The following is a 15896-nucleotide window of genomic DNA, read 5'->3' as shown; positions in this document are numbered from 1 at the left end:
CAGAATGGATGGGGTGCCGGTCTTCGAGCAAACCTCCACCGACCCCACCCTTCCCTCCGACCTCGACGATGCCGCCCACCGCTGTCTCGTCGCGGGGTTCGACGGGACCAGGGGCGTTCCGGACGAGCTCAAGCGGCTCGTCGACAGGGGGCTCGGCGGGGTCATCCTGTTCACCCGCAACGTGCGGGACGCGGAGCAGGTGCGGCGGCTGACCGGGGAGCTGCGGGCCGTCCGGCCGGACCTGCTCGTGGGGATCGACAACGAGGGCGGTGGGATCGGGCACCTGGTGGGTGCCGGCGCTCCCGAGGTGCCCGGGTCGTTCGCCCTCGGTGTCGTCGACGATCCCGGACTGACCGCCCGCTGCGCCGACGCCCTGGCCGGGCATCTGGCCTCGCTCGGCATCACGGTCTCCTACGCCCCGGTCGCCGACCTCCAGCACCATCCGCGCAACCCGATCGTCCGCACCCGCTCCTTCGGTGCCGAGCCCGCGCTCGCCGCCCGGCATCTGCGGGCCTGGATCGCCGCCACCGAGCGGCGGGGCGTCGCCTCCTGCGCCAAGCACTTCCCCGGCCACGGCGGCACCGAGACCGACAGCCATCACGGCATCGCCGTCGACCCGCGGTCGTACGACGAACTGCGCGCCGACCTCGAACCGTTCCGCGCGGCCGTCGACGCGGGGGTGCCGATGCTCATGAGCGCGCATGTCGTCTTCCCGGCGCTGGACCCCGAGCGGCCCGCCACCCTCAGCCGCCGCATCCTGGGCGATCTGCTCCGCCACGAGCTGGACTTCGACGGGGTCCTGGTCAGTGACGCGCTGGAGATGAAGGCCATAGCCGACCGCTACGGCGAGGCCGCCGGGGCGCGGATCGCCCTCGCGGCGGGTGCCGACCAGGTGATCGTGGCCGTGCCGGACCTGGAGGTCACCCTGGCCTGCCGGGACGCGGTGCTCGGCGCGCTGCGCTCCGGTGTGCTGGCCGAGGAGCGGCTGTGGGAGGCCGCCGGGCGGGTGCGGCGGCTCGCCGGGCGGTACGCGGTGACGGACGGGGCGGTCGGGGGCTGGGACGCGGGGGCCGGGCTGGAGGCGGCCCGCCGGGCCGTGCGCAGCCGTCCGGTGCCGTCGGCCGTGCGCGGCGCCCATGTCGTCGACCTGTTCCCGCCGCCGCACCCCGCGCTCAACTGGGGTGGCGAGGACCTGCTGAGCGAGGTGCGCGCCGTGGACCCCGCGGCCACGGGTACGGCGGTCGCCGGGGAGCCGGCCGATCCGGCCGCCGTCGCGGACGGGATCCTGCGCGCGTCCGGTGACGCGCCGCTGGTCGTCGCCACCTGCGACGCCGGGCTGCACCCCTGGCAGGAACGGCTGCGCGCCGCCCTGCTGGCCCGGCGGCCCGATGCCGTACGGGTCGACACCGGGCTGCCGGAGGGCGGCGCACTGTGCTCCTACGGGCGGGGGCGGGTGAATCTGCGGGCCCTCGCCGAGGCGCTGGCGGGCGGCTGAGCCCTCCGGCATCCCTACGGGACCCCTACCGCATCCCCGCGGCATCCCTATGGCACCCGTACGACCTCCTTGATGCCGCGCGCCGCCAGGTACGCGGCGTCGTCCGCCCGGGTCGCCAGGACCACCGCCGGGCGGACGCCCTCGGTGCGCAGGGCCATCCACGCGTCGAAGTACGCGCCTCCCGGGCCGGACACGGAACGCGTGGACGGCGTGCAGTCGAGGAGGAGGGCCGTGTCGCGGGGGCGGGCCGGGTGGTGCCCCGCGCGGACCTCGGCGACCGTCTCGGCGAGGGCGGTGGCGATCGGCTTGGCGCTGCCCCGCGCGTCGAACAGGCCCAGGGTGTACTCCAGTTCCGGGTAGTCGGCCAGCGAGCGGTCCACGTCGTGGGAGCACCACCACGTCACGCCCCACAGTCCCTCGCACCCGGCCGCGTTCCGCACGGTCGCCCGGGCGAACTCGGGCGCGTCGGCCGCCGGGATGTGCGGTTCCGGGGCGCCCGTCTCCTGGACCCAGACCGGGCGGGCCGGGTCCTCGGCGTAGGCCTTGGCGAGTTCCGTGCCGTACTCGGCCAGGTGCAGGACCTGCGGGGAGCGGGGGCCGTAGCGGCGGGCGCAGTCGCCGGAGAACACCCAGGGGTGGACGGTGGTGACGTCGCCCTTGCGGGCCGAGGCGTGAGGGGTGAAGGGGTGGTCGTCGCCGTACCAGGCGGCGTCGTAGGCGGAGTGGGTCGCGAGCCGGCCCGGGGGCAGGTGCTCGCGGGTGGCGGCCAGCAGGGTGTCGAGGTAGCGGTCCACCTCCTTTGGGGTCACCGGGTTGTGCTCGACCAGGTTGTTGAGCTCGTTGCCGAGCTGGAGACCGATGAGGTTGGGGCGGCCGGCGAGGGCGCGGGCGAGGGTGCGCATGAGTTCGGCCTGGGCGGCGACGGCCTCCGGGTCGGTGAACACGTTGCGGTGGTGCCAGCTGCGGGTCCACTCCGGGTAGAAGTCGAAGCTGGACAGGTGGCCCTGCACGCCGTCCACCAGGACGTCGAGACCGGCCTCGGCCGCCAGGTCGACCAGGTGCGCCAGCTGGTCCACGGCGGCGGTGCGGATGAGTGTGCGGTTGGGCTGGAGGAGGGGCCACAGGTGGAAGACCCGGACGTGGTCGAGGCCGAGCGCGGCGATCTGGTCCAGGTCCTCGCGGGCGTGCTTCGGGTCGAAGTCGTGCCAGGAGTGGAACCAGCCGCGGCGGGGCGTGTAGTTGACGCCGAAGCGGAGCGTGAGGATGGGGTCCTCCTCGGGTCGAGGCGTGCCTGGTGCTTGCCCTGGGTGAATGCATCAATCACCATAGTCGGCGATGGGTAATGAATTGAACCAGGAGTTGCTCCAGGAGCGTCAAGCCGCCTCGTCCCTGGTGATCGGTATCGACGCGGGCGGCACGCGGACCCGGGCGGTCCTGGCGACGGCGGACGACGGGCGTCCGGTGGGCGAGGGCGCCGCCGGGCCGGGCAATGCCCTGACCGTGCCGCTGCCGCAGCTCACCGAGCACCTCACCGAGGCCATCGGGCGGGCCGTGCCGGAGCCGGTCCGGGACCGGGTGGTGGCCGTGGCCGGCGGTTTCGCGGGCGCGACGGACGCCGCCGACGACGAGCCGGGGCGGCGCAACGCCCTGGCCGCCCTCACCGCCGCCCTGCGCCGGCTGGGCATCGACGCCGGCCCGCCGGTCATCGGCAGCGACATCGAAGCGGCCTTCGCCTCCGCGCCGGGCACCCCGGCCGGCGGTCTCGCGCTGGTGGCCGGCACGGGCGCGGTCGCCATGCGTATCACCGACCGCCGCGGCACGGTCACCGTGGACGGCGACGGCTGGCTCCTCGGCGACGACGGCAGCGGCTTCTGGATCGGCCGCGCGGCAGTACGGGCCGCGCTGCGCATGGCCGACGGCAGGGGCGCGCCGACGGTGCTGGCGGAGGCGGTGGGCCGGGAACTCGGGCTGCCGGGCGACGTCCTGCCCGGCGGCGGCGCAGCCGGTGGCGCGGTGCGGAGACTGTCCCCCGACGTCGTCCCGGGCACCGCGGAGGGCACGCCGCGTGACGGGCGGCAGGAGGGAGTGCCGCCGGTGACGGGGCCGAGCGCTGCGGGTGGGTGGTCGACGGGACCCGGGCAGTCCGGAAGAGGCGGGGACGTGGGCGGGCGGTCGGAGGGCCAGGGGCAGACTGGAGAGACCGGCGGCCCGGCCGGAGGGCCGACGGGCTCGGGGCAGGCCGGTGTGACCGGGGGTCCGGGGCAGGCCGGTGTGGCCGGGAGTCCGGGGCAGGCCGGTGTGACCGGCGGTTTCGGGCAGGCCGACGTGGCTAGGGGCCCGGGGCAGGCCGACGTGGCGGGGGGTTCGGGGCAGGCCGACGTGGCCAGGGGTCCGGGGCAGGCCGGAGTAGCCGGAGGTCCGGGGCCGGTCGGTGCAGCCGGGGTCGTGCCAGGCGTGGTCGGGACCTCGGTCGTCGGGCGGCGGCCTCTTCCGCCCCACGACCACATCCCCTGGCCCCGCCCCCACCGCGAGGCCTACCGCAGGCACCTGCTCCCCGCCGTCATGGCCGAGGCCCCCGTCCGGCTGGCACGGCTCGCGCCGCTGGTCGTCGCGGCGGCCCGGGACGCCGAGGATGCGGTCGCCCTGGCGATCCTTGACGAGGCTGCGGATCAACTCACGGAGACTGTACGGGCGTTGGAGCCGAGCCCGGGGGAGCGGGTGGTCGCCACCGGTGGGCTGCTCGGGCCCGACGGGCCCCTCACCGGCCGCCTCGAAACCCGCCTCCACGCCCTCGGCCTGACCCTCGACTGGGTCCCCGACGGCTGCCGGGGCGCCGTCGCACTGGCCCGGCTCGCCCACGGCGGCCGTACGTGACCGCCACCCGGCAGGGCGCGCCCCTGTACCGCGATCCCGCCGCCCCGGTCGACGCCCGCGTCCGTGACCTGCTCTCCCGTATGACCCTGCGCGAGAAGGCCGGCCAGCTCAACCAGCGGATGTACGGCTGGGACGCCTACCGGCGTACCCCCGACGGCCGCTTCGAGCTCACCGACGCCCTGTACGCCGAGACCGAGCGCTTCGCCGGACTCGGCGCGCTGTACGGGCTGCTGCGCGCCGACGCCTGGTCCGGGGTCGACCACGCCACCGGATCCGGCGCCGGGGACGGCGCCGAACTGGCCCACCTCGTCCAGCGCCACGTCGTCGAACGCAGCCGGCTCGGCATCCCGGCCCTGTTCGTCGAGGAGGTGCCGCACGGGCACATGGCCCTCGACGGCACGGTCCTGCCCGTCAACCTGGCCGTCGGTGCCACCTGGGACCCCGGGCTGTACGAACGGGCCGCCGCGCACGCCGCCGCCGAACTGCGCGCTCGCGGCGGGCATGTCGCCCTGGTCTCGGCCCTCGACATCGCCCGCGACCCGCGCTGGGGGCGGACCGAGGAGTGCTTCGGCGAGGATCCGTATCTGGCCGCACGGCTGACGGAGGCGCTGGTGCGCGGCATGCAGGGCGCACCCGCCGAGTACTTCCCCGCCGACAAGGCCCCCGTCGTCCTCAAGCACTTCGCCGGGCAGGGCGCCACCGTCGGCGGCCGCAACTCCGCCGAGTCCGAGCTCGGGCTCCGGGAGCTGCACGAGATCCACCTCCCCGCCGCCCGCGCCGGGGTCCGGGCCGGAGCCGCCGCCGTCATGGCCGCCTACAACGAGGTCGACGGCCTGCCCTGCTCCGGGAACCGCGCCCTGCTCCACGAACTGCTCAGGGAACGCTGGGGTTTCCAGGGGCTCGTCATGGCGGACGGGCTCGCTGTGGACCGGCTGGCCCGGATCACCGGGGACAAGGTCTCCGCAGGCGCCCTCGCGCTCAACTCGGGGGTGGATCTGAGCCTGTGGGACGAGGGCTTCACGCATCTGGAGGCGGCGGTCGAGCGAGGCCTGGTGAGCGAGGCCGCTCTCGACGAGGCCGTGGCACGCGTCCTGCGGTTGAAATTCCGCCTGGGGTTGTTCGAACAGCCCTACCGGGCTTCGCCGTTGCCGTCCCCGGCCGTCGGACGCGACCTGAGCACCGCCGTCGCCCGCGCCGCCGTCACCCTCCTCCGCAACGACCACGGCGTGCTGCCCATCTCCCCGGCGACCGTCTCCCGTATCGCCGTCCTGGGTCCGCACGCCGACACCGTCGCCCACCAACTGGGCGACTACACCGCCCCGCAACGGCCCGGCACCGGCACCAGCGTCCTCGACGGGCTGCGGAAGCTCGCCCCGGCCGGCGTCGACATACGCCACGCCCGGGGATGCGCCCTCACCGGCGGCGACCTGTCGGGCATCCCCGAGGCGATCGACCGGGCCGCCGCCTGCGACGTCGCCGTGCTGGTGCTGGGCGGCAGCAGCGCGCGCTCCGCCGGGACCGGTTTCGACGCCAACGGAGCCGCGCGCACCGTCGTGTCCGAGATGACCTGCGGCGAGGGCGTCGATCTGGCCGGGCTGCGGCTGGGCGACGCCCAGTACGCGCTGCTGGACGCCGTCGTCGCGACGGGGACGCCGACCGTGGTCGTGCTGGTCCAGGGCCGCCCGCACGTCGTGCCCGACACGGCGGCCGCGCTGCTCACCGCCTGGTACCCCGGCCCGTGGGGCGGTGAGGCGATCGCCGAGGTGCTGCTCGGGCTAGCCGAGCCGGCCGGCCGGCTGCCGGTCTCCGTGCCCCGCTCCGCGGCCCAGCTCCCCGTCTACTACAACCACAAGGACACCGAGTACGGCGGCTACGTGGACGACAGCGCCGAGCCGCTGCACTCCTTCGGGCACGGACTGTCGTACACGAGCTTCGCGTACGGTCCGCCGCGGCTGTCCGGGCACGCCGTCGAGGCCGATGTCACCAACACGGGCCGGCGCCACGGCCGTTCCGTCGCCCAGCTCTACCTGCGCCGGCTGCGGACCCCCGTCTGGCCGCGCACGCTCGAACTGCACGGTTTCCGGGCCGTCGATCTGGCGCCGGGCGAGACCCGCACGGTCACGTTCCCGCTCGGCGCCGACTTCGCCGCAGCCGTGCCGCCCGGCACGGTGGTCGAGTTCCGCGTCGCCGCGTCCGCGCGGGCCGCCCTGACCGCCGTACCGACTCAGAGCTTCACGGCCCCCGAGGAAACCCCCTTGTAGAACCACCGCTGGGTGATGACGAACAGCACCAGCACGGGGATCACGGAGATCACCGAGCCCGCCATCACCATCCGCTGGTCATAGCCGAAGGACGAGGTCTGGAGCCGGGCCAGGCCCAGCGTCAGCGTGAAGTGGTCCTCGGTGCGCAGCACGATCAGCGGCCACAGGAAGTCGTCCCAGGCGCTGATGAAGGTGTTGATGGTGACGACGAGGATCGCGCCGTAGGCGGAGGGCAGATACAGGTACCGGAAGCGTTTCCACTCGCCCGCCCCGTCCAGCATCGCCGCGTCCTCGATCTCGCGCGGCACGGCGAGGAACGCGGCCCGCATGATGAGGACGTTGATCGCGGCGACGAAGCCGGGCAGCCAGACGCCCACCAGGTTGTCGACCAGACCCATGTCCCGGACGCTGAGGAACAGCGACACCATGATCGACTCGAAGGGAAACATCATGGACGCCAGCAACACGATCCAGACCAGCTTGCGGCCCTTCCAGCCGGGCTTGGACAGCATGTAGCCGGCCATGGTGGAGAAGACGAGCTGGCTGGTGATGGACAGCAGGGCGACGAACACGCTGTTGCGGATGTACGTCCACACCGGTACCTGGTCGAAGACCTCGCGGTACGCCCGCAGCGACGGGTGACGGGGGATCAGGGAGGCGCCGGCGCCGAAGACGTCCTCGCCCGCGCCCTTGAGGGACGACAGCAACTGCCACAGCAGCGGGCCGACGGTGATGAAGAGGACGAACACCAACAGCAGGTAGCGGACGACCAGTTCGCGCGGGCGGCCGTAGTCCCGCCAGCGGGGCATCAGGCGCCGGGGCTTGTCGACGGCGGTCGTCATGCCTCGTCCTCCTTCGTCAGGCGCTGGGCGAGCAGCGTGAGGCCAAGGGTGAGCGCGAAGAGGGCGACGCTGACCGCCGCGCCGTAGCCGGCGTTGCCGGTGAGCGGGTCGAGGCCGACGTCGCGGATGTAGAAGGGCAGCGTGCGGTCGGCGCCGCCCGGGCCACCGGTGGCACCGCCCAGCATGTAGATCTCGGTGAAGACCCGCAGGGAGCCGATGCCGGTCAGGGTGCCGACCAGCATCATCGACTGGCGGACGCCGGGCACGGTGATGTGCCAGAAGCGGCGCGCGGCACCCGCGCCGTCCACGGCCGCCGCCTCGTGCAGTTCCCTTGGGACGTTGCCCAGGGCCGCCAGGTAGAAGATCATGTACCAGCCGAGGCCCTTCCACAGGGTCAGGCCCATCGCCGACAGCAGGATCAGCCACGAGTCGGACAGGAACGGGATGGCCTCGCGGATGATGTGGGCCTTCTGGAGCCAGGTGTTGACCAGTCCCTGGTCGCTCAGCAGCCACTGCCAGCTCAGACCGACGACCACGCTGGAGGCGAGCACCGGCGTGTAGAACGCCGAGCGGAAGAAGCCGATGCCCGGCAGGTTCTTCTCCACGAGGATCGCGAGCAGCAGCGGCAGCAGCACCATCAGCGGGACGACGAACAGGGCGTACAGCAGGCTGTTGCGGGTGGCCAGCCAGAAGTCCGGATCGCTGAGCATCCGGCGGTAGTTCTCCAGGCCGACGACGTCGTACGCCCCGCCGAGTGGCTTGGCGTCGGTGAAGGAGACGACGACCGTGTTGAGGAACGGGAAGACCCCGAACACGGTCGCGCCGACGATGGCCGGGGTCATCCACAGCCAGGGCAGCCACCAGCGGCGGTAGAGCGCCGCGCCCCCCGCGTCGGCGCTCGGGCCGGGCAGGACGAAGCGGAGGGCGCGGCGCAGGGGCCCCGGCGTGCCAGGCGAGGGGGAAGCACCGGGGCGGCGGGCGCCCGCACCCGGGGGAGCGGGGACGGGCGCCTGGTGGACGGTCGGTTGGGTCATCCTCAACTGCCCTGTTCGATCAGCTGGTTCGCCTTGGACTGGGCCTCCTTCAGAGCGTCCTCGGCGCTCTTCTTGCCCTGCATGGCCAGCTGGATCTGGGCCGAGATGGCGTTCAGCTCGCCGGGCGTCAGCGCGATCTCGTCGGCCGTGGCGGTCTTGCGGTCACTGGCGACGATCTTGCGGGCCTCGGCGAACGGGTCGTCGCCCTTGACCGACTGGAAGAACGGGTCGTTCAGGGAGGCCGTGGTGGACGGGAAGATGACGACGTTCGGGTCCTTGGCCCAGGCGAGCTGGTTCTCGGCGTTCGTCAGGAACTGCGCGAAGGCCAGCGCGGTCGAGGCGTTCTTGCTGGTGGACGCGACACCGATGTACTGAGGGGCGCCAACGGTGTGGCCGAGGGCGTCCAGCATGAAGGGGGCCACGCCCGTCTTCTTGTAGACGCTCGGGTTGTTCTGCTGGATGAACCGCAGGAAGTTGGGGTTGGTGGGGCCGTAGACCAGCTTGCCCTGGCCGTAGACGTTGGCCGGGTCCTGCGTGGAGGACAGGGAGTCCCTCGGCATGCCGCCGGCCTTGTAGAGCTTCGTCATGGCCTCGACCCACTGGGCCGTCTTCGGGTCGTCGGCGAAGGTGAACTTCTTGCCGTCCGGCGAGAGGATCTTGATGTCCATCTGCTGCCAGTCGGCGGGGATGCGCAGTTGCGGGTTGGCGAGGAACGCGTAGTACTTGCCGTCGGAGGCCTTGGCTATCTTCTCCGCGTCGTCGAACAGGCCGAGGACGGTCGTCGGAGGTTTCGCCGGGTCCAGGCCCGCCTTCTCCATCAGGTCGGTGTTGAAGGTCTGCACGATGCCGCCCGAGTACCAGGGCAGCACGCTGTGCACCTTCTTGCCGTCCCCGTCGGCGTACATGCTCGACTTCCACAGCGCGGGCGCGAACGGCTTGCCCGCGTCCGGGGCCTTGTCGTCCAGGTTCAGCAGGTAGCCGTTCTTCGTCAGGGCCACCGCCGTGTTGACGTTGATGTTCACCACGTCCGGCAGCGTGCAGCCCTGCGCGTCGGCGACCAGGCGCTGGGTGAAGGTGGCGTCGCCCGGGTCGTCGATCCAGTTGACCTTGGTGCCGGGGTGCGCCTGCTCGAAGGCGTCGATGACGCCGTTGAAGTACTTCCCGAAGTCCTTCTTCAGGTTGGTGGTCTGGAAAGTGATCTTTCCGTTGACGTCGCCGGAGAGCTTGCCGGAACCGACGTTGCCCTTGTCGACCTTGCAGCCGCCGGCCGTGGCGTCACCGCCGTCGGAACCCCCGCCGGACAGACCGCAGCCGGCGGCCGTCAGCGTCAGGACGACCAGACAGGTCAGGGATCCGGTGAGTCTTCTTGCGCGCATTGCTGCCCTCCTGGGACCAGTCTTCGCTGGATCAAATCACCAAGTTGGACTTCGATTGATGAAAAGGTGGACCAGAATTCATCGGAGGTCAATGGTTTGCCGTGTTGCTGTTCGGTTGCGTGCGGCGATCAGTGCCGGTGTTCGTGGTCCGGCTGGGAGGGGTCGCCGGGGTGTTCGTGGCCTTCGGCGTACACGACGTCCGCCTTTGCCCGGTCGAGCCAGTCGAAGAAGGCGCGGCGGGCTGCGGCGTGGCGCAGCTGCTGTGCGATGCCGTCGCGGACGTGCTCGTAGGGATGGATGTCCGACGGTTCAACGGTGTTGAACGGGTCGACTCCGCGCCTCAGCGCGTCGGGGGCGAGGAAGCGGTCCCGGTTGCGGTCGTAGTAGTCCCGTACGGCCGTTTCGGGGATGTGTTGCTCGCGTTCCAGGTCGGCGAGCAGGGCTCGGGCGGCGGGGGAGTGGGCGAGGGCTGCGGCGATGATGCTGCCCAGGTCGGCGACGTCGGTTTCCGGGATGGTGAGCAGGTGCATCGGCAGGACGTCGTCCGGTGGGGCCAGGCCGCGTTCCGCGCAGGCGTGGCGGGCGAGTTCGTCGGTGACGATGACCTGGGTTGCCCAGCGCCGTTGTTGGCGGTGTCGTCTTGCCTGTGCGGCGGCGTCGTGGCTGGTCGCGCAGTTCCCCGCGCCCCTGGGGGCAACGGTGCTCAGGAAGGTTTCCACGTGCTGCTTCGGGATCGCCTCACCCCGGACGCGCGCCGCGTACTCCTCCCTCATGGCGTCACCTCCAGCTCCACTGCCTTCGTGTACGCCACGCAGCCGTGCCAGGCTGTCTTCGCCATCAGCCAGTACGAACCCGGTGGGATCGCGGCGCCGTCCACCTCGATCGCGCACTCCCGCTGCTCCCCGCCGGGCACCGTGAAGCCCTGGCAGGCCGGGGCGACTCCGGGCCAGGTGCCCCAGGAGGAGACGGCCCACAGGGTGCCGTTGACGGGGCCGCGTGTGGGGTTCCGCAGGGTCACGGGGACCCGGGCCCGTTCGCCCCGGCGTACGGTCACCCGGTCAACTCCCAGATCTGTCATCAGAGTCGGGCCCGTGTGCCCGTCCGGCACGTCCAGGGCCACCACGTCCTCGTACGTCTGGCCGTCGTAGGACAGCCGTGCGGCGAGCCAGTGCCGGCCGGGGACGGGGTCCGGCGGGGGCGTCACCGTGATGTCCGTGAGGGTGAAGCCGCCGGGGCCGAGTGTGTACGGGAGTGTGGCGGGCTCGGCGCTCCAGCCGGGCGGCACCTCGAAGGCCACCGTGCCCGACACGGGCGCGTCGGTGAGCTCCGAGGAGACCCGGACGGTCGCGGTGACCGGGCCGTCGGCGGTGAGGGCGATGGGGGAGAGGTACACGGCGACCGGCATGTTGCCCCGTGGGGCAGGGCCGGAGTTGTGCAGCCAGTAGCGGGTGGCGACGGGCTGGGCGGGCTCGTGGGCGCCGATGCCGGGGCCGACCGCGCTTTCCGGCGCATGGGCCGGCGTGACGAGGAGGGTGGCGACCTCGAAGCCGGTCAGGTCGGCTTCGAGGCCGCCGGTCTCCTCCGGGGCGAGAGGCGCCCCGGGCCTCTCCAGGACGTCGGCGCGGGCGCCCGCCGTCCATGCCACCGGCCCGGTGACGCGTGCCCGTACCGGTCGGCCGTCGACCTCGTGCACGCGGACGACGAGGCCCCGTCCGGGATCCACGGGTGCCTGGCTGCCCCGGGCCAGCGGGGAGCCGAGCGGCTTGAGCGCGTCGAGCAGCACCTCGCCGGAGGGTTCCAGGCCGAGCAGGGTGGCCTTAACCGGCAGGGCATCGGAGGACCGGGTACCCGAGGGCAGGTCACCGGCGGACTGCCGCAGCCGTGCCGTCAGTGGGCGGTTGTACGCGTGCCCCGCCTGCGGCAGCCGCAGTTCGCGCCAGTCGCCGGTGCCCGCGACGACGGCGTACTCGAAGGTGTGCGACCAGCGCTGGAGCTGGAATCCCGAGCCGTCGGGGGCGGTGCGGCGCGGTGGGTCCACCCAGATCCCGGACGGCCAGCCGGTGCAGGAGCGCATCAGGGACATGTAGAGGTCGCCGGAGGAGGTGATCACGCAGCCGGGCGTGCCGCGGTTGAGGATCGCGAAGCTGCGGCCGTCCCAGGCGTCGCCGGGCGGCAGTGCCTCGCCGCCGCCGGCGGCCGTGGCCGTCACCGTGAAGTCGTCCAGGTCGGCGACGAGCGCGTCGACCGCCTTGGCGTCGTCCTCCGGCCGGGCGCCCGCCACCACCAGCAGCGGCAGGCGTTCCAGATCGCGCAGATCGGCCCCGGGGACCCACTCCTCGCGCAGACAGGCGCGCGGCGCGACCCAGACGGCGGCCACACCCCGTTCGGCCAGTTGGCGCTTCAGCTCCCGGCCGGCCGCCGGGTCCCAGCCGAGCGCCTCGGCGACCACGGCGTTGCGGTCGGGGCCGCCGACGGCGATCCGGACGTCCGGGAGATTGGAGTCGACCTCCAGGTCGCCGTAGCGCGGGCCGCCCGCGATGGTCGAGGTCGCCGTGACCCCGGCGCGGACCAGGGCCGCCGCGAGCGGGGTGCCGAGGTCGCCCGCGATGTCCCAGTCGGCGTAGACGAGTTCGGCGACGCCGATGGAGCGGTGTCCGAGGAGGACGCCGGAGTCGTCGTGGACGGCGACGCGGGCGGTGGAGCCGATGCCGAACCAGGTGTTGGCCGGGTTGTCCAGCGTCCACGGGAACCGTTCGCTGTCCACCTCGACGAAGCCGAACCCGCGCCCGATCACCGCGTCCGCCACCTCGTGCACCGGCAGTCCGCCGCGTACGTCCGAGGGCCAGCGCACCCGGATCAGCCGGTCGGCGCCGTCGTACCCGTCGACGGTCGTGGTGACGTCGAGCCGGTCGACGCCCTGCCACAGGGTGAGCCGCTGGGTGTAGCGGAAGAGGCCGAGGTCGGCGGTGACGGTGATGCGGGAACCGGCGGGGGAGTGCTCGACGCGCACCTCGGCGGTCACGTCCCGGCCGCGGGCCGCGGTCGTGCCGGTCGGGGTGAGGTGCCAGGGGCCCTCGCCGAAGCGCGGATGCCTCGGGTACTCCTCCTGGACGACGATCTCGTTGCCGATGTCTCCGGGGCGCAGCAGCTCCCGGCCGCCGTCGGCCAGGGCGCGCAGAGCGCTGACGCCACCGCCGCGCGCCGGGTCGACCGTCACCTCGTAGAACTCGTTGCGGATGGTCAGCCCTTCGCCGGGCGCCCAGCCGGGGGCGGAGCCCTCGGTGAGCGGGAGCGCTGTGAGGCCCATGCCGGGCACCTCCGGGACGACGACATGGAGCCGGCCGTCCTCCCGGACCGCGGGGAGCCCCTGGGGTACGAGCCCCGGGTCGTCGACGGTCAGCACGTCACGGCGCTCCCAGGTAGCGGAGTTGAACACGACCAGGTCGGGGCCGTCGCCCGGGGTAACCTGGTCGGCCAGTGCCTGGGTCGCGTCGGCGTGCACGCTCCGGGCGAGGTCGTGCAGCTCCCGCCAGCCGGTCATCAGGTCGATGTAGACCTGGTCCGACTCCGAGCCGGTGATGGCGTCGTGGTGGGCGCCGTAGACGAGTTGCCGCCAGGCCTTGTCCAGGGCCGCGTCCGGATAGGGGCGGCCGGTGAGAAGGGAGGCGAGTGTCGCCCAGGCCTCGGCGTCGGCGAGGAGGGTCTCGCCGTACCGCTGGGCCTGCTTGGTGTCGATGTAGGAGACGTCCTTGCCGGTGTAGACGGGGTTCATGTCGCGGGTCTGGGGTGATGCCCTGCGGCCCTCGGCCTCCAGTTCCGCGCGGACGGCGGCGAAGAAGTCCCGGGGGATCGCGCTGACGAAGCGGGGCCAGACGTACCGGGCGTTCCAGTCGCGGTGGATGTCCATGACCCAGCGGCACGGCGGCGCGTAGTCCCCGCCCACCGGGAGCAGCACGTTGCGGGTGAGGGCGACCTGCTTGAGCCGCTGGAAGAGTGTGTACGCGGCGGCCTCCGCCTCGGGCAGGGCGGGCGCGTTGTCGATGGCCCAGCCGGCGCCGTAGTGGTTGACCATGTACGCGGTCAGCAGCCCGCGTCCCGACGGGGCGATCCAGTCGAACTCGGCCGGGAACTGCATCCGGCCCGGGTCCCTCGGCTCCTCGCCGAACACCGACAGCGTCGGCCCCCACTGGTGGAACGGCCCGCGCGCCCACGAACTGGAGCCGACCCCCGCGTCCGCCATCAGACCCGGGAACTGGGGATCGTGCCCGAAGGCGTCCAGCTGCCAGGCGGTTTCGGGGGACGCTCCGATGATGCCGCGCTGGAAGCCGTCGCCGTACAGGGCGTTGCGGATCGTCGCCTCGGCGCCGGTGAGGTTGGTGTTGGGCTCGTTGTAGGTGCCGCCCATGATCTCCACGCGGCCGGTGCGGATCAGCTGCCGCAGGAAGGCGCGCTCCTCCGGGAAGGCGTCCCAGTAGGGCTTGAGGTAGTCGACCTCGGCGAGCACGAAGGTGTACGCCGGGTCGCGACGGGCCAGGTCGCAGTGGGCCCGGACCAGGCTCATGCCGGACTGGCCGCGCGAGTCGAAGGTGCGGGCGGGCAGGCCGGTGGCGGCGGAGTCGTCGGCGACGTCCCAGGTCTCGGTGTAGGCGCCCTGGGTGTTCCACCAGACGGGGTCGTAGTGGAAGTGGCTGACCATGAACATGGTCCAGCCGGGCTCGGCCGCCGTGAACTCGCCGGTACGGGTGGTGACTTGGTCGCCGTCGGCCGCGGTGACCGTGATCTCGCGGCGGTCGCCGGGGACCAGGTCCTCGCCGGTGACGGGGATCTCCGCGCGTACGGTGCCGTCCTCGCCGGCTGTGGCCTCCGCGGTGCCGGTGAGGCCCGGGCCCTCGACGGTGAGCCGCACGGTCCGGCCCGGAGTGTGGCTCAGTTCGACGGCCACCACCTGGCGCGGCTGCTCGGTGGTCCCGGTGAAGAGCTCGGTCGACTCGACAGAGGTGACGCGCATGGGGCTCCTACGAGTGCTCTGGGGGGAGCCCCATCCTGCACGGCAGGAGTGATTCAAACAACCATCTTCACGTCAACTTGGTGGTTCATCCATGCACGCTCGGTCGGATCACCTGGCCCGCCGGGACTTCACGGCGTGCTGCGGGGTGATGTGGTCGGTCAGCGCCAACGAGGCGCTCGCCCGCTGGTAGGTGAGCTGGGCGACCCGCACGTACAGGCAGTCGACCAGCATCAGGACGGAGTGCCGGCTGCTGATGCTCTCGGCCCGGAAGCTGGTCTCCGAGGAGGACGAGATGAGCCGGATGTCGGCGGACCTGGACAGCGGCGAGCGCGGGTCGGTGGTCAGGGCGATCGTGGTGGCGCCCCGCTCCTTGGCCATCTCGAACGGTTCGAGGGTCTCGCGGGTCGCCCCGGAGTGGGAGATGCCGATGGCCACGTCCGCGGGGGTGAGCAGGGCCGCGGAGGTGGCGGCCGCGTGCACCTCGGTCCAGCCGCGGACCGCGCAGCCGATGCGGAACAGCCGGGTCTCCGTCTCCTGGGTCACCGCGCCGCTGCCGCCGACGCCGTAGACGTCGATGCGCCGGGCGCGGGACAGCGCCTGGGCCGCACGCTCGAGCGCGTCGAGGTCGATCCGGTCGATGGTCTGCTGGATGGCCCGCAGGTCGGCCGTGCCGACGACCTGGACGACCCGTTCGAGGCTGTCGTCCGGGGAGATGTCCGGACCGATCTCGGCGGTCCCCCAGTCGGAGGCCTCGCCCCGGCCGCGCTCCTGGGCCAGTTCGATCAGCAGGTGCTGGTAGGAGTCCAGCCCGATGGCCCGGCAGAAACGGGTCACCGTCGCCTGGGAGGTGCCGGTGCGGCGGCCCAGCTCGGCGGCCGAGCAGTGGGTGACGGCGGCCGGATCCTCCAGGATCAGCTCGCCGACCTTCCGCAGGGACCCCGCCAGCCGGGGCAGCTCGGTGCGGATCAGTGTGGTGACGTCCGTGGGAGGCATGGGGAGAAGGTAC

General features: G+C 72.8%; 10 protein-coding genes. 3 read left to right on the top strand and 7 right to left on the bottom strand.

The features are described 5' to 3' along the window. Positions 1-4: 4 nt before the first annotated feature. Positions 5-1495, top strand: a complete 1491-nt coding sequence (locus MQE23_RS11030) for a glycoside hydrolase family 3 N-terminal domain-containing protein (protein ID WP_020273809.1) — start codon at positions 5-7, stop codon at positions 1493-1495. Between the two features lie 47 nt (positions 1496-1542). Here MQE23_RS11030 and MQE23_RS11025 read toward each other — a convergent pair whose 3' ends face one another. After that, the gene (locus MQE23_RS11025; protein WP_037670300.1) at positions 1543-2808 is read right to left on the bottom strand and encodes a cellulase family glycosylhydrolase; all 1266 of its coding nucleotides are present in this window, start codon (positions 2806-2808) and stop codon (positions 1543-1545) included. A gap of 22 nt (positions 2809-2830) precedes the next feature. Between MQE23_RS11025 and MQE23_RS11020 the strand changes: the two genes are divergently transcribed. Beyond that, positions 2831-4369, top strand: a complete 1539-nt coding sequence (locus MQE23_RS11020) for a BadF/BadG/BcrA/BcrD ATPase family protein (protein WP_020273807.1) — start codon at positions 2831-2833, stop codon at positions 4367-4369. Positions 4370-4449: 80 nt separating this feature from the next. After that, positions 4450-6630 (top strand): glycoside hydrolase family 3 N-terminal domain-containing protein, encoded by a 2181-nt coding sequence (locus tag MQE23_RS11015; RefSeq protein WP_243382591.1) that lies wholly within the window; start codon positions 4450-4452, stop codon positions 6628-6630. On the opposite strand, the gene MQE23_RS11010 is transcribed toward MQE23_RS11015, so the two are convergent. From MQE23_RS11010 to MQE23_RS10985, 6 genes are all read right to left on the bottom strand, one after another. Next, on the bottom strand, positions 6594-7472 hold the full coding sequence (locus tag MQE23_RS11010; protein ID WP_020273805.1) for a carbohydrate ABC transporter permease: 879 nt from the start codon (positions 7470-7472) through the stop codon (positions 6594-6596). The genes MQE23_RS11015 and MQE23_RS11010 overlap by 37 nt on opposite strands. Continuing rightward, entirely contained in the window at positions 7469-8506 is a 1038-nt protein-coding gene (locus MQE23_RS11005) for an ABC transporter permease subunit (RefSeq protein WP_020273804.1), read from the bottom strand. Before MQE23_RS11005 ends, MQE23_RS11010 begins: the two co-directional genes overlap by 4 nt. 2 nt (positions 8507-8508) lie before the next feature. Continuing rightward, positions 8509-9882, bottom strand: a complete 1374-nt coding sequence (locus MQE23_RS11000) for a sugar ABC transporter substrate-binding protein (protein ID WP_243379035.1) — start codon at positions 9880-9882, stop codon at positions 8509-8511. Between the two features lie 128 nt (positions 9883-10010). Beyond that, a complete protein-coding gene (locus MQE23_RS10995; protein WP_020273802.1) occupies positions 10011-10655 on the bottom strand; it encodes a hypothetical protein in 645 nt (214 codons plus the stop codon). Then, on the bottom strand, positions 10652-14890 hold the full coding sequence (locus MQE23_RS10990) for an NEW3 domain-containing protein (protein WP_243379034.1): 4239 nt from the start codon (positions 14888-14890) through the stop codon (positions 10652-10654). The genes MQE23_RS10995 and MQE23_RS10990 overlap by 4 nt, the downstream gene beginning before the upstream one ends. Positions 14891-14998: 108 nt before the next feature. Continuing rightward, on the bottom strand, positions 14999-15883 hold the full coding sequence (locus MQE23_RS10985) for a MurR/RpiR family transcriptional regulator (protein ID WP_020273798.1): 885 nt from the start codon (positions 15881-15883) through the stop codon (positions 14999-15001). Positions 15884-15896 lie beyond the last annotated feature (13 nt).

The sequence above is a fragment of the Streptomyces sp. HP-A2021 genome, from assembly GCF_022807935.1.
GTDB lineage: Bacteria > Actinomycetota > Actinomycetes > Streptomycetales > Streptomycetaceae > Streptomyces > Streptomyces afghaniensis.
This window is presented reverse-complemented; position numbering and strand designations above follow the sequence as displayed.